The organism is Gemella haemolysans (genome assembly GCF_001553035.1).
GTDB classification, from domain to species: Bacteria; Bacillota; Bacilli; order Staphylococcales; family Gemellaceae; genus Gemella; species Gemella haemolysans_B.
On the sequence record NZ_KQ959936.1, the window covers coordinates 23,353 to 37,666 of the forward strand.

A 14,314-nucleotide genomic window follows, 5' to 3' on the forward strand; every position below is an offset into this window, starting at 1 on the left:
AAATCTCCCTAAAATTTAGGAAGCTTTAATAGAAAATTAAAGGGAGTTTAGTCTCCCTTTTTGTATATAAATAAGATATATAAGGAGTATCCAATGGCAAGCTTTTTTGATAAATTAAAAGAAAAATTTTCTGCTAAGGAAGAATTAAATGAAGAACTGATTTCACTTGATGAATATGAAGAATTCGTCGAGAGTCAGTTTGTAACTGAAAAATTTAAAAAAGGTCTTAAGAAATCACGTGATAATTTCTCTAATGCACTTAATAATTTAATTAGCTCATATAGAGAAATTAACGAGGAGTTTTTCGAGGATTTAGAAGAACTGTTAATTCAATCGGATGTTAGTTATAACACTGTACTAGAATTAGTTGATTACTTAAAAGTTGAATCACAAAGACAAAATTTAAAAGAACCAAGTGAACTACAAAGTATGATTATTGAAAAACTTGTCGATGTTTACATGGAAGGTACTGTAAAATCTGAATTAAACTATGCGCCAGAAAAAGAACTTTCAGTATTTCTATTTGTAGGGGTTAATGGAGTTGGTAAGACTACTTCTATTGGTAAACTAGCTCATAATCTTAAAAAAGAAGGAAAAAAAGTACTGATAGCTGCTGGAGATACATTCAGAGCAGGTGCAATTGATCAGCTTGATGTATGGGCTAAACGTAGTGGTGCAGATATAGTTAAATCACATGAAGGAGCTGATTCAGCAGCGATAATCTTTGATGCGATTCAATCTGCCAAAGCAAAAGGCTACGATGTATTATTATGTGATACGGCTGGTCGTTTACAAAATAAAGATCATTTAATGAAAGAACTTGAAAAAATTGTTCGTGTAATTAAGAAGGAAGTTCCAGAAGGACCTCATGAAGTGTTATTAACAATCGATGCAACAACTGGCCAAAACGGAATTCTTCAAGCTAAAACATTCAAAGAAGTTAGTGATGTTACAGGTGTAATTCTTACTAAACTTGATGGAACTGCTAAAGGTGGTATTGTTATAGCTATTAAGAAAGAATTAGGAATCCCAGTTAAACTTGTTGGATTAGGAGAAAATATTGATGATTTAGAAGTATTCGATCCTGAACAATATATTTATGGGTTATTCTATCAAGAAAATACTGAACAAAAAGAAGAACAAGCAGAAGAATAAAAAATAATAGTTGGAAATATTCATTTTACATGTTTTTATAACAATGTAAAATGGATATTTTTTTATTATACAAATCAACAATTTTTAAAATCAAATTGCTATAGTAAATCGATGAAAATATTTTAATATTAAATTGGAATTATTTATCAAAATTAATTGAAAAAAAAGCAATAAAAGTATATAATAGATATATTAAGAAGGCAATAATATATGGAGGATTATAATGGGATTTTTATCTAAATTATTCGGAAAAAAAGAAGAACAAGTACAAGAGTTAGTATTAAACTCATACATGAAAGGTAAAGTGGTAGATATTACTGAAGTACCCGATCCAGTATTTGCTCAAAAAATGATGGGAGATGGATTTGCAATTATTCCTGAAGAAGGAAAATTAGTATCTCCAGTAGCTGGAGAAATTATCCAAGTATTTCCAACAAAACACGCTTTTGGTATTAAATCAGGAGAAGTTGAACTTCTTATTCACGTAGGGTTAGAAACAGTTGCTATGAAAGGTGATGGATTTGATGTAGCTGTGTCTGCTGGTGATAGAGTTGAAGTAGGTCAAACTTTATTAACTTATGATTTAGAATTTGTAAAAGAAAAAGCTAAAGATATTATTACTCCTTGTGTGGTTACAAACATGGATTCAGTAGTTAACATTGAAGTATTAAAATTAAATGAATCTGTTGATTTCTCACAAGAAGTAGCAAAAGTGAAACTTAAATAGACTAAGGTCTATTTAAGTTTTACTGTTAGTGGCGAAATTATGAATGATAAGAAATTTTGGAAGATTATATATCTGTATATAACAAAATATAATTATAGTATATTATATTATCGACCAGAAAAAAAAGATGTCTGGCTTATTAACGAAGATAATGAATTAATAAGATTTATATATGGAGATAGTTTTAAATCAACAGAAATAGATAGTATAGTTTCTAATGTCATTAGAAATGAAGTTAGACTAAAAAAAATGTTTAAACTGAGTAGTTTAAAAATGAAAATCCTTTATGTTTCTCCTGACTTTGATGAAGTTATAAACGACTACAAAAAATATAGAATTTCGAATAGTTTAATCATAGAACGTATACTTTATAATGAAAAAAATAGTAAACTTTTCTTAAAAGAAAATGATTCTAGATTTATTGAAGGAACACCAGATACTTTAAGATATAAAAATAGGGTTGTTGAATTATATAAACGCCAGACATTAGATAGAATTGTATTTAATATAAAGTATAATATTTTGTCTGGAATTTATTTATTATTATTTTTGGTGAATTTTATTGTGATATATTTTACGAATAACAATTATTCGTTATTCTATTATTTAGAATATAGTTACCAAAAAATAATAAGTGGGCAATTTTATAGGATGTTTACGAGTGTCTTCACTACAGATAGTTCGATGAAATTATTATTTGTGTTACTTTCTATTTTTTCTACTTCAATATTGTTTAATAAATCATTAAAAATATTAAAGAGTATTGGAGTATTACTAGTAGTATCATTTATATTTAATTTATTATTAATATTTGGTTACTCTGGAACGCTTGATATAGCGTTAGTTTCTAATATAGCCTTACTAGGTTCAATTTTTATGGAACAGCTTAGTAAGAAAAATGATAACCTGAAGTTCATGCATTCAGGAGCAATTTCAATAGTTTATTTAACGGTAGCAACACTGGTATTTGAAACATCTATAGTACTTTATATCTTTTCTTTTATCTTGGGAGTATTTTTAGAACTTTTCTTGATGAAAAGAAGAAATATATATATTACACTTGTTTCAATACTAATCTTTAGTGTTTTAGGAGAGGTATTAGTATTAGCTGGTGTTAATACTAAGAGTGTTATAAATAGCTATAGAGCAGGTAGAGTAGAGAATAGGTTGGTAAAATCATATTCTGATGAAGATATATTTAATTTAGAAAAAGAATTGGCTTCAAAAAATAAATCTGTACTTACTTATTATGAGTTAGGTATGGTGAAGATGACGTCATCAAGTAAACAAGATGCTAAAAAAGTCTTCTTAGAAGGAATAAGTTTTGATGATTCTTTTGCTCCAATATACTATGATTTAGCTGTTATTGAACGTCAGGAAGGTAATTATGAAAAAGCTAAGGAGTATGCGAACCGAGCCTATGAATTAGATGGTAGAGAAAAAAATAAAAACCTAGTAGACGAATTAAGTAAATTTTAAGGTGATGTAAATGATAAATTTTTACGATTTGCAACAATTTTTAAAATCTTTTGGTATAATAATATACATGAAAGATAGAAGACATACTTTAAGTATGGTAGAATATGAGGTAAGAGAGTTAAGACGTTTAGAATTAATTTCAAAAGAAGATTTTATTAGAGCAATTGCAATTATAAAACATGAAGTTAATCATGAATTATCAAAAGGATAGGTGAGAATAATGGAAAACAACCTTATTTTTATTAAGGTACGAAAGAGAATAGAAGAAGATGTTATGAAGATTGAAGAGATGATAAATGCATGTGTATCTGTTAAGGGTCAGAGAAAATGTCCATTATATCAAGATGTAATAGATACTCAAATTTATGGTCTTTCAAAAGAGATTAATATTGCAGTAGAAATTGGATGTATATCGGAAGAAGCAGGACGAATTATCTTAGCCGATTTAGAGGATAAGGCAAGTGAAATGTACGCCAGTGTAATAGCAGAGAGTAAAGCAAACTAACATGAAATTTTTAAAAAGATTACATAGATCTATAAAACATGAAAAAAGACATGTTCGATTAGATTGGATGGTTGCATTAACATTATTAGTTTTACTGATTTTGAGTTGTATGATGGTCTATAGTGCAAGTATGATAGGAAATAAATATGGAACATTTACCTCAGGTATCCCTGTAGGGGAAACATATTTCCTACAAAGACAAGCTTCATGGGCAATACTTGCATATATTGCATTTTTAACTTTTTCTGTTGTTATACCATTTGAAGTTTTTAAAAATAAACAATTGTTAAAAACTGGTTTTATAATAATGGTAATCTTACTTATTATTCCACAACTTATGCCAGCGATAAATGGTGCTAAATCTTGGATAAGAATAGGTGGATTTAGTTTTCAGCCATCAACATTAGCACAGTTATTTATTATAATATATATGGCATTTATACTAGAAACAAGAAAAGAAAAATTGCGCCAGATATGTACTAGTTCAGAATTATTAAAGATTTTTGGTATTCCTCTTGCTCTTGTAACGTTAATAGCAATGCAAAACGATACTGGGATGATGCTTATTACATTATCAGTAATTGGGATAATGACTTTATGCTCTAATATGCATTCTCAAAATGTGAAGAAAATTTTATCTCTTGCGTTAATAGCGGGTATAGCGGTCGTCCTATTATTTATGTTGAAAGGTGCACTATTTAATAATGGTACATCTTATAGAACGAATCGTTTAAAAGTATTTTTAAATCCATTTTCAGAGGATTTAGCAGCAGCAGCAGATCAAGTCATCAATTCATATGTTGCTTTTGGTAATGGTGGTTTATTTGGTAGAGGTTTAGGAAATTCTATCCAGAAGTTAGGGTATTTACCTGAGGCTCACACAGACTTCATTCTTGCAATAATAGCAGAAGAGTTAGGATTCTTAGGAGTAGTGTTTGTAGTAAGCTTACTATTAATATTAATCGGAAAAGTAATTTTTTCTGGTACAAAATCAAGAAATACATTTTCAGCAATGTACTCTTTAGGATTTGCCAGTTTACTAGTTGTCCAAGGAGTTGTTAACATCGGAGGAGTTACTGCTTCTATACCGATGACTGGAGTGCCATTGCCATTTATTAGTAATGGTGGTAGCTCTATCTTAATATTAAGTATAGGATTAGGCATAGCTACTAATATTTTATCTCATGTAAAATATTTACGTAGTAATAGAAAAAAATAAATAAGAATTTGGATTAATAATATTGATCCAAATCTTTTTTTATATTATTTAGATCATAAAATAGAAAAATTTATAATTTCTAATGGTGAGGCTTGCTAACTTTAGATAATCAAGCTATAATAGTAAAGGTAACTTTTAAAGGAGATTTTAGATGAAATTAGAACAATTTGATTTTTATTTACCAGAGGAGCTAATAGCACAAACACCTCTTTTAAAAAGAGATACTAGTAAATTACTTTGTGTAGATAGAAAAAATAATTCACATGAACATAAAGTTTTTTCAGATATTATAGATTATTTTAATCCTGGTGATACTTTAGTACTTAATAATACTCGAGTAATGCCGGCACGCTTATATGGTGCTAAAAAGGATACAGGTGCTGCAATAGAGGTACTTTTATTAAAAAATCTTGGTCATAATGACTGGGAGTGTCTTGTTAAACCTGCTAAAAGAATAAAAGAAGGTAGCATAGTATCTTTTGGTGACGGTATAATGGAAGCAGTCTGTACAAAAGTATTAGATGATGGATTTAGACATTTTGAATTTATATATGAGGGAATTTTCCAAGAAAGATTAGATGAACTTGGGACTATGCCATTGCCTCCGTATATAAAAGAAAGACTAACTGATAAAGAAAGATATCAGACCGTTTATTCAAAAGAAGTAGGAAGTTCAGCTGCTCCAACAGCAGGATTACACTTTACGAAAGAGTTATTAGAAAAGATAAAAGAAAAAGGTATAAATATAGCGTATTTAACCCTTCATGTAGGTCTTGGAACATTTAGACCTGTTGCTGTAGAAAATATTGAAGAACATGATATGCATTCAGAGTATTATACTTTAGATGAAAATACAGCCAAAATAATTAATAATACAAAAGAAAATGGAGGAAGAGTATTTTCTGTAGGTACTACTTCAACAAGAACATTAGAAACAATTGCACGTGATAATAATGGGAAAATTGTTGCGGCTTCAGGATGGACAAATATTTTTATTTATCCAGGATTTGAATTTAAATGTGTTGATGGACTGATTACAAACTTCCACTTACCAAAATCATCATTAATAATGCTTGTAAGTGCATTTTATGATAGAGAAAAAGTCATTGAATTATACAATATAGCAGTTGAGAATAAATACCGTTTCTTCAGTTTTGGAGATGCGATGATAATAATTTAGTTTAAGAAAGGAAATATTTATATGAGAGATGTAAAAGAAAATGCAGTATGGTACGAACATATAAAAACTTGTAAGCAATCAGGTGCAAGATTAGGTATTGTTCACACACCACATGGTAGCTTCGAAACACCTGTATTTATGCCAGTTGGGACGCAAGCTACTGTAAAAGCAATGTCACCAGAAGAAGTAAAAGGAATGGGTGCAGATATTATTTTATCTAATACTTATCACCTTTGGTTACGTCCTGGTGAGGAGATTGTTGAAAGAGCTGGTGGACTTCACAAATTTATGAATTGGGATGGAAGCATCCTAACGGACTCAGGAGGATTCCAAGTATTTTCTCTAAGTGAGATGAGAAAAATAGAGGAAGAAGGAGTTCATTTTAAAAATCATTTATCTGGAGAAAAATTATTCTTATCACCAGAAAAAGCTATGCATATACAAAATGCTTTAGGATCAGATATTATGATGGCTTTTGATGAATGTCCTGACTATAATCATGACTATAAATACATTCGTCAATCTGTTGAAAGAACAAGCCGTTGGGCTGAAAGTTGTCTAGAAGCACATAAAAACCCTAAGACACAAAGTATCTTCGGTATAGTTCAAGGTGCTGGATTTAATGATCTTCGTGAACAAAGTGCTAAAGACTTAGTGAGTATGGATTTTCCGGGATATGCTATTGGTGGTTTATCTGTAGGAGAACCTAAACATGAGATGTATAGAGTTTTAGAACATGTAACACCTTTATTGCCAGCCAATAAAGCGAGATATTTAATGGGAGTAGGATCTCCTGATGCACTATTTGAAGGAGTTTTAAGAGGAGTTGACATGTTTGACTGTGTGTTACCGACACGTATTGCACGTAATGGAACATGTATGACTTCTGAAGGGCGTGTAGTGGTTAAAAATGCTAAATATGCTGAAGACTTTACACCACTTGATCCAGAGTGTTCTTGTTATTGTTGTAAGAATTATACGAGAGCATATCTTCGCCATTTATTCAAAGCTGATGAAATCTTTGGAGCAAGATTAGCGACAACTCACAATATACATTTCTTAATCAATATGATGAAAGATATTCGTCAAGCTATAAGAGAAGATAGGCTATTAGACTTTAAAGAAGAATTCTTTGAAAAATATGGATTAAACCAAGAAAATCCAAAGAATTTCTAATAATTTAGTAAAAAAAGAATATAAAAGGTTTATTTTTTACTGAGTATATAGTAGAATAAATATATATAAATCAACCGGAGGTAAAATATGCAATATTCATATATTAATATTATTATGATTGTAGTTCTTTTTGCATTCATGTATTTCATGATTATTAGACCGCAATCTAAAAGAAATAAAGAATTAAAACTTCTTCAAGATTCATTAAAAGAAGGAGATAGAATTGTAACTTTCGCAGGAATTTACGGAGATATCGTAGAAGTAGGGACAGTAACAGTAAAAGTAAGAATTGCACCAAAAGTAGAAATTGAATTAGACAGAAATTCTATTCGTAGCTTAGTTGCAAAATAATAAATGTTTAAGCAGATTATATTAGTAATCTGCTTATTTTTTTGAAAATTTTTGCTAAATACTTAAGAATTAGAACAAGTATAAATTATAAAAAGTATTTTAATAGTTATGAAATATAATATATATAGTAGTTTGATGATATTAATATTTTCTGTATATAGGTTATTCGAATAATTTATAAATTATGTGTAGGTCTAAAAAAGAATTTTTGTAAAATAGTTATATAGATTTTTATGGGTGTATAAAAAATCTTACTTTAAAATTTTATTTATACTTTGATAAATGAATAAATTAAAAATAAGAGATTAATCCAAAAGGTTAATCTCTTGATTCTTTATTTTTTATTTACTAAAAACGTTTTTCCATTCAGAGCGTTTTTCTAAGAATTTTTTAGCTTCCATTTGAGCACCCTCTAAAGAGTGAGATGCTGCCCAACCGCATTGTACTTCATTACATGCAGGTACTTCAGTAGCTACAAGGACATCTTCTAGAGTTTTTGCAAGTGCTTCTTCAACTTCTTCGTAACTATCATTGTTAATTACTGATAAGTAGAAACCTGTTTGGCATCCCATTGGACCAAAATCTAGTACATTATCAAGGTGATTTCTAATAAGTTCAGCAATTAAATGCTCTAAAGAGTGAAGGTTCGGCATTTCTAAGTGTTCTTTATTTGGTTGGCAAAATCTAATATCATATTTATATATTTTGTCGCCATTATCCCCAGAATATACACCAACTAATCTAATATATGGTGCAACAACTTTAGTGTGATCTAGGTTGAAACTTTCAACATTCATTTTCTTTTCTGTCATCTATATATCTCCATTTCTGTAATTTAATTAGCAGTTATAATTATACTATATTTTTGGAAAATATAAAATTAATAAGAATAAAAACTGATGCTCGTCTGAACATCAGTTTTAAAGTTTTAGAATTATTTTTCCAACGGGATAAGTTTATTCATTATTATGGCTACAATTGCCCCAACTGCAATAGGAGAACCTATTAAGTATTGAAGCAATTGTGGAGCGCTAGCTTTTAATTCTGCTGGAATAAATAATAATCCAATTGTAAACATTAAAGGTACTCCGATAATGTATAATTCTCTTTCAGAGAAGTCTAGATTTTTAACAACTCTAAATCCGTTTAGTAGGATGATAATACATACCACTGAGAATACCCCACCGATTACTGCAGAAGGAATTGAATTAATAATGGCAGAAAGTTTACCTAAGAATGATAATCCGATAAACCAGAATGAAGCCATAACAAAAACTTTTCTACTAGCTACCCCAGTAATAGAGATAATTCCAGCATTTGTAGAGTAACCAGTAACAGGAGTTGCTCCGACTAGAGCGGCAGCTAAACATCCGATACCTTCTCCGATAACACCTTTGTTAACTTGAGTGTCGCTTAAAGGTTGGTCAATAACTGAGCTTACTGCATACCAAGTTCCTGTAGTCTCAGCTAAAAGTACCATGTAAATAATAATCATTGTGATAATAGCAGAGATTTCAAAATGTATACTATAATCTAAGAATAATAGTTTTGGCATTGAGAAAAAGCTGGCATCCTTAATTCCTTGAGTATTAAAACCACCCATTAAGTATGCAGAAAATGTTCCAATAGCTAAAGCGATTATTACTGAAGAAATTTGGAAAATTCTTTTGAACTTGTTAACGTAATTCCCTAAAGTAGAAAATAGAATTAGAGAAGCTGCTGTAATAAATGCTAATAATACATTTTGCTTCATTGTCAGACCGTTTCCTTCGATGTAGATATTACTAACAAATGCTGAAGGAAGTAAAGTTAATCCTACAATCATAATTATCGTTCCACTGACGATAGAAGGTATGTAGTTTTTTACTATATATTTATAAATACCAGAATATCCAAGTAAGATTACTAATATTGCACCAACTATACTTGCACCAAGAACAGTACCAAGATTTTTAGTTCCCATATAAATACCAATAATAGCACCAAGAGGAATAAATGATGGACCTTGGCAGACCGGTAATCTTAGGTAGAATAATACCTGAATTAATGATGCGATACCAGCACCAAGAAAAGTAGATTGAATTAAACCAGTAGCATCGCCAGGTGATAATGCAATAGCTGTTGCTAAGATAAATGGTGGTACGTAGACATCCATTGCAAGGACGTGTTGTAAACCTAGGATTAAGGATTGTGAAAATGGAATATTTTCTTCAACACCTATAGTTAAATGTTTATTTTGTTTCGTCATAAAAAACGTAATCTCCTTTTTATTTTTATGTTATTAATCTTTTTTTAGAATTTGTTTACCTTGAACCCAGACTTCACGAATATTTTCGGAAGTAGAAAGGTATAATATTTTTTGAAGAAGGTGCTTGTCTTCTTCATTATCTAAATAATTTGGAAGTTTGTTTGTTGGTGTATTGATATCGATGACTTGGAAATCGCAAATATATCCTTCTTTAAAAAGTCCAAGAGGTAATTTTAAAGCTTCACCACCACCGGTAGTTGCAAGATAAAATGCTTCAAACACACTCACTTTAGAATCATGATTACCACGGCAATTAGCTTCTAGTCTATTGTCAACTCCGTCATTTAACATCCTACTAATCATGACTGTATGTTTTATATTGTCATATAGGCTGGGGGAGAAACCTCCCGAGATATCGGTACCTAAACAAATATTTAAACCTTGTTTTTTGAGTTTGTTAACAGGTAAGACTGCATTGGCAAAATATGAGTTAGAAATAGGGCAGTGGCAAACTGAAGATTTGTTCTTTTTGAAGATATCAGCATCTTCAGAATTTATAAAATTGCCATGAGCCATTATCGATTTGTCTGTTAATAATCCGAATTGATTTAGGACTTCAGTATCTCTTTTTCCAAATCGTTCAAGAACGAAATTATGCTCCCAATCACTTTCGCTACAATGACTTTGTACATAGCAGTTATATTTCTTTGCTAATTTTCCTAACTCTAAAAGAGCACCGTCTGTACAGCTTGGAACAAAACGAGGAGTAATAACTGCATATACACCTTGAGGAACATCTTTTGAAAGCTTCTGCACATCATTAATAAACTTCTCAGTATTTTCAATAGCTTCTTTTGTACTATTATCTCGGTAAAAATCAGGATTCATAGTCTTATCATCCATTACAACTTTACCGACAAAACCTCTTTGCCCCAAATTAGCACAAATTTTCGCTAATTCTAGTGTAGCTTCATTATGGATAGTTCCAAAGTACATTGCAGATGTAGTACCATTAGCTAATAATGTTTTTACTAGGTCACTATAGACTTTTCGAGCGTAGTTGATATCTTCATATTTTGATTCTAAAGGGAAGGTGAAATTATTTAGCCAGTGGCTTAATTCATCGTCTAAGGGAAGTCCGGCTTGTGGCCATTGTGGAGCGTGTATGTGCAAATCGATAAAACCGGGTAAAAGAATTTTATCTTTAAAATCAATAAAGTTATTGTCTTTTGAGTATTTATCTAATATTTGTTGATAATTTTCATCTTCTTTTCTAATAATTTTAGAAATAATTCCATTATCAGAAACTAAAAGTACAGTATGTTCTAGAAATTCAATTTCGCCATACTTTGGACTATGGAAAAAAGATGCCTTAATAATTTTTTCGGTTTTCATATTTTTATTTCTCCTAAAGAATTTTTATAAATATAACATGAAAAACGAACATTGTCAACATAAAAATATAAAACTTAAAAAATACTTTTCTAAAGACGAACATTTAAGTGGTTTTAAAAAGTATAAAGTTCGCAAAAACGACGAAGAACATTTTCCTCGTCGTTTGAAATATTAATAATTATATTTTTATCTAAATTCTTTTCTTTCTTTTGCTACTAAAGTGGCTACTCTTTCTTGAGCTTTTTCTAGATAGTTTTCACCTTGTTTTAATAAATTACAAATGATATTTGTAATTTCTACAAAATCTTCTTCTACATAACCTTTAGAAGTCATAGCAGCAGCTCCTATACGTAATCCACTAGTTTTCATTGGTGGTAATGTATCGAATGGGATACCATTCTTATTACATGTGATTTTAGCTTTACTTAATAGGTCACTAGCTTCATGTCCAGTAACATTGTAAGTAGAATACGTGTCGATAAGACATAGGTGGTTATCACTACCATTTGATACCACTGGAATATTGTTAGCCTTAAATGCTTCTACCATTGCTTTCATATTTTTTACTACTTGTTGTTGATATACTTTGAATTCAGGTTTAAGAGCTTCAGCGAAACAAATCGCTTTCGCGGCAACAACATGTTCTAATGGCCCACCTTGTGCACCAGGGAAAATCATTTTATTAATTTTAACTGCGATTTCCTCATTGTTAGTAAGGATAATACCACCACGTGGACCTCTTAAAGTTTTATGTGTAGTAGATGTAACTACATCAGCATAAGGTACTGGGTTTGGATGTAAGCCGGCAGCTACTAAACCAGCGATATGAGCCATATCAACCATTAGGTAAGCACCTACTTCATCAGCAATTTCTCTAAATTTAGCAAAATCAATTATACGAGAGTATGCACTTGATCCGGCAATAATCATTTTTGGTTTATGCTCTTTAGCAATACGAAGGACTTCATCGTAATCTATAAGATGCGTATCTTTTGTCACTCCATAAGAAACAGCATTAAATAGTTTTCCTGAGAAGTTAACTTTGCTACCGTGAGTTAGGTGACCACCTGCATCCATACTCATCCCTAAAACAGTATCACCAGGTGTTAATAAAGATAAGTAAACTGCGATGTTTGCACTTGATCCTGAGTGTGCTTGCACGTTTGCAAATTTTGCATCATAAAGTTCTTTTAATCTATCTATTGCAAGAGATTCTATTTCATCAATTACTTCACAACCATCATAGTATCTTTTTCCAGGATATCCTTCAGCATATTTATTTGTTAAAATACTTCCTGTGGCTTTTAGAATATCTTTAGAAACAAAGTTTTCACTTGCAATAAGTTCAATGTTTGTGTCTTGTCTATGTTGTTCTTTTTCAATAAGTTCAAAAATTTTATCCATAATGGTACTCCTTCAATTATATGTATTTAGAATAAAGAAAAGTAAAGTTCCATAAAAGTAAGAACTAATAGTTAAATTTAAAACTATGTTAACTATTAAGAAAAATATGCTTTTTTTAATAGTTAAATCTTTGCAAAATTTCTTTTATTCTATGTCTTATAATAATAGCATAATATGAATAATAAATAAACTAAAAAATGATGGGAATATTCAAAATTATTTAAAAATATAGAAAACTAGATGTGAAAACCGAATATTAAAATTCAAATTATTAAATATCGATTGTAATAAGTTAACGAGATAGAATTTCTAATATTAATGTAAAAAATATTAATATAATGCTAAGTAATAAATTTTAATTAAAAATATAAATACAAATAGTAAAAAAATTAATGGATTTTAATTGGTCTATACTTGAATTAGTAGAAATTGTTTAATATTTATGCTATAATAATCAATGGAATACATCTGTATTACTATCGAACCAAATTTTAAGGAGAAAAATTTAATATGCTTGTAGATAAACCATTAAAGCTGTTTTCATTAAATGCTAATATTCCATTAGCACAACAAGTAGCGAAGTCACTAGGAGTAGAGTTAAGTAAATGTAGTGTAAAAAAATTCAGTGACGGAGAGGTTTCAATTAATATAGAGGAAAGTGTACGTGGTAGCGAAGTATTCGTATTACAATCAACTAGTGGACCTGTAAATGACAACTTGATGACTTTATTAATTATGATAGATGCACTTAAACGTGCTTCAGTGGACACTATTAACGTTGTAATTCCATATTATGGATATGCACGTCAAGATAGGAAAGCAAGAAGTCGTGAACCAATTACTGCTAAACTAGTAGCTAACTTATTAGAAGTAGCAGGAGCAAATCGTATAATTGCATTAGATCTTCACGCTCTTCAAATTCAAGGTTTCTTTGACATTCCAGTTGATCACCTTATGTGTGTACCAATTATTGCGAAATATTTTAAAGAAAAACTTCCAGATATGGAAGAAGTGGTTGTTGTATCACCTGACCACGGTGGTGTAACACGTGCTAGAAAACTAGCAGATGCATTAAATACACCAATCGCAATTATCGATAAGAGAAGACCAAAACCAAATGTTGCTGAAGTTATGAATATTGTAGGTAACATTGAAGGAAAAACATGTATCCTTATAGATGATATTATCGATACAGCAGGAACTATTACTTTAGGAGCGCAAGCACTTAAAGATAGAGGAGCAAAAGAAGTTTATGCAAGTTGCTCACATGCTGTGTTAAGTGGACAAGCATTAGATAGAATTGAAAATTCTCCAATTAAAGAATTAGTATATGCTAACACAATAGATATACCAGAAGAGAAAAAATTAGATAAAATGGTACCGTTATGTGTAGGTGATTTAATAGCTAAAGCTATTTACAAAATCCACAATAACGAGCCTGTAAGTGTTCTTTTTGAATAATAATTAATTAAATT

14 protein-coding genes are annotated in these 14,314 nt (G+C 30.2%); 10 read left to right on the forward strand and 4 right to left on the reverse strand.

Annotated features, from left to right (window positions below; genetic code table 11):
- The first annotated feature begins 93 nt into the window (after window positions 1–93).
- The 9 genes from ftsY to yajC all read left to right on the forward strand — a co-directional run bounded on the left by ftsY (window position 94) and on the right by yajC (window position 7,792).
- Window positions 94–1,155: a signal recognition particle-docking protein FtsY gene (ftsY, locus tag HMPREF3186_RS02530; protein ID WP_084812638.1), complete on the forward strand. Its 1,062-nt coding sequence runs from the start codon at window positions 94–96 to the stop codon at window positions 1,153–1,155.
- Between the two features lie 223 nt (window positions 1,156–1,378).
- Complete coding sequence (locus HMPREF3186_RS02535) at window positions 1,379–1,882, forward strand: PTS sugar transporter subunit IIA (protein ID WP_060913798.1); 504 nt, start codon at window positions 1,379–1,381, stop codon at window positions 1,880–1,882.
- A gap of 39 nt (window positions 1,883–1,921) precedes the next feature.
- A complete protein-coding gene (locus tag HMPREF3186_RS02540) occupies window positions 1,922–3,361 on the forward strand; it encodes a tetratricopeptide repeat protein (RefSeq protein ID WP_060913799.1) in 1,440 nt (479 codons plus the stop codon).
- A gap of 10 nt (window positions 3,362–3,371) precedes the next feature.
- Window positions 3,372–3,572, forward strand: a complete 201-nt coding sequence (locus tag HMPREF3186_RS02545; protein WP_060913800.1) for a YqgQ family protein — start codon at window positions 3,372–3,374, stop codon at window positions 3,570–3,572.
- Window positions 3,573–3,581: 9 nt separating this feature from the next.
- Entirely contained in the window at window positions 3,582–3,866 is a 285-nt protein-coding gene (locus HMPREF3186_RS02550) for a DUF1507 family protein (protein WP_060913801.1), read from the forward strand.
- 1 nt (window position 3,867) lies between these two features.
- On the forward strand, window positions 3,868–5,085 hold the full coding sequence (locus HMPREF3186_RS02555) for an FtsW/RodA/SpoVE family cell cycle protein (protein WP_060913802.1): 1,218 nt from the start codon (window positions 3,868–3,870) through the stop codon (window positions 5,083–5,085).
- A 151-nt stretch (window positions 5,086–5,236) separates the two neighbouring features.
- Window positions 5,237–6,265 (forward strand): tRNA preQ1(34) S-adenosylmethionine ribosyltransferase-isomerase QueA, encoded by a 1,029-nt coding sequence (queA, locus tag HMPREF3186_RS02560; protein ID WP_060913803.1) that lies wholly within the window; start codon window positions 5,237–5,239, stop codon window positions 6,263–6,265.
- A gap of 21 nt (window positions 6,266–6,286) precedes the next feature.
- A complete protein-coding gene (tgt, locus tag HMPREF3186_RS02565) occupies window positions 6,287–7,441 on the forward strand; it encodes a tRNA guanosine(34) transglycosylase Tgt (protein WP_060913804.1) in 1,155 nt (384 codons plus the stop codon).
- An 87-nt stretch (window positions 7,442–7,528) separates the two neighbouring features.
- A complete protein-coding gene (gene yajC / locus HMPREF3186_RS02570) occupies window positions 7,529–7,792 on the forward strand; it encodes a preprotein translocase subunit YajC (RefSeq protein WP_060913805.1) in 264 nt (87 codons plus the stop codon).
- A 341-nt stretch (window positions 7,793–8,133) separates the two neighbouring features.
- On the opposite strand, the gene HMPREF3186_RS02575 is transcribed toward yajC, so the two are convergent.
- The 4 genes from HMPREF3186_RS02575 to glyA form a co-directional block, all read right to left on the reverse strand.
- Window positions 8,134–8,604, reverse strand: a complete 471-nt coding sequence (locus HMPREF3186_RS02575; protein ID WP_048802077.1) for an S-ribosylhomocysteine lyase — start codon at window positions 8,602–8,604, stop codon at window positions 8,134–8,136.
- Between the two features lie 122 nt (window positions 8,605–8,726).
- Complete coding sequence (locus HMPREF3186_RS02580; protein ID WP_060913806.1) at window positions 8,727–10,040, reverse strand: uracil-xanthine permease family protein; 1,314 nt, start codon at window positions 10,038–10,040, stop codon at window positions 8,727–8,729.
- Between the two features lie 33 nt (window positions 10,041–10,073).
- Window positions 10,074–11,435 carry a guanine deaminase gene (gene guaD, locus HMPREF3186_RS02585; RefSeq protein WP_060913807.1) on the reverse strand — a complete coding sequence of 454 codons (1,362 nt, stop codon included), beginning with the start codon at window positions 11,433–11,435 and terminating at the stop codon, window positions 10,074–10,076.
- A 186-nt stretch (window positions 11,436–11,621) separates the two neighbouring features.
- Window positions 11,622–12,839, reverse strand: a complete 1,218-nt coding sequence (glyA, locus tag HMPREF3186_RS02590) for a serine hydroxymethyltransferase (protein WP_060913808.1) — start codon at window positions 12,837–12,839, stop codon at window positions 11,622–11,624.
- 510 nt (window positions 12,840–13,349) lie between these two features.
- On the opposite strand from glyA, the gene HMPREF3186_RS02595 reads away from it, so the two are divergent.
- A complete protein-coding gene (locus tag HMPREF3186_RS02595; RefSeq protein ID WP_060913809.1) occupies window positions 13,350–14,300 on the forward strand; it encodes a ribose-phosphate diphosphokinase in 951 nt (316 codons plus the stop codon).
- Window positions 14,301–14,314 lie beyond the last annotated feature (14 nt).

What these genes read in the sequence shown, in the direction of transcription:
- ftsY (WP_084812638.1), top strand. Translation starts at nt 94, where the DNA reads ATGGCAAGCTTTTTTGATAAATTAAAAGAAAAATTTTCTGCTAAGGAA.
- HMPREF3186_RS02535 (WP_060913798.1), top strand. Translation starts at nt 1,379, where the DNA reads ATGGGATTTTTATCTAAATTATTCGGAAAAAAAGAAGAACAAGTACAA.
- HMPREF3186_RS02540 (WP_060913799.1), top strand. Translation starts at nt 1,922, where the DNA reads ATGAATGATAAGAAATTTTGGAAGATTATATATCTGTATATAACAAAA.
- HMPREF3186_RS02545 (WP_060913800.1), top strand. Translation starts at nt 3,372, where the DNA reads ATGATAAATTTTTACGATTTGCAACAATTTTTAAAATCTTTTGGTATA.
- HMPREF3186_RS02550 (WP_060913801.1), top strand. Translation starts at nt 3,582, where the DNA reads ATGGAAAACAACCTTATTTTTATTAAGGTACGAAAGAGAATAGAAGAA.
- HMPREF3186_RS02555 (WP_060913802.1), top strand. Translation starts at nt 3,868, where the DNA reads ATGAAATTTTTAAAAAGATTACATAGATCTATAAAACATGAAAAAAGA.
- queA (WP_060913803.1), top strand. Translation starts at nt 5,237, where the DNA reads ATGAAATTAGAACAATTTGATTTTTATTTACCAGAGGAGCTAATAGCA.
- tgt (WP_060913804.1), top strand. Translation starts at nt 6,287, where the DNA reads ATGAGAGATGTAAAAGAAAATGCAGTATGGTACGAACATATAAAAACT.
- yajC (WP_060913805.1), top strand. Translation starts at nt 7,529, where the DNA reads ATGCAATATTCATATATTAATATTATTATGATTGTAGTTCTTTTTGCA.
- HMPREF3186_RS02575 (WP_048802077.1), bottom strand. Translation starts at nt 8,604, where the DNA reads ATGACAGAAAAGAAAATGAATGTTGAAAGTTTCAACCTAGATCACACT.
- HMPREF3186_RS02580 (WP_060913806.1), bottom strand. Translation starts at nt 10,040, where the DNA reads ATGACGAAACAAAATAAACATTTAACTATAGGTGTTGAAGAAAATATT.
- guaD (WP_060913807.1), bottom strand. Translation starts at nt 11,435, where the DNA reads ATGAAAACCGAAAAAATTATTAAGGCATCTTTTTTCCATAGTCCAAAG.
- glyA (WP_060913808.1), bottom strand. Translation starts at nt 12,839, where the DNA reads ATGGATAAAATTTTTGAACTTATTGAAAAAGAACAACATAGACAAGAC.
- HMPREF3186_RS02595 (WP_060913809.1), top strand. Translation starts at nt 13,350, where the DNA reads ATGCTTGTAGATAAACCATTAAAGCTGTTTTCATTAAATGCTAATATT.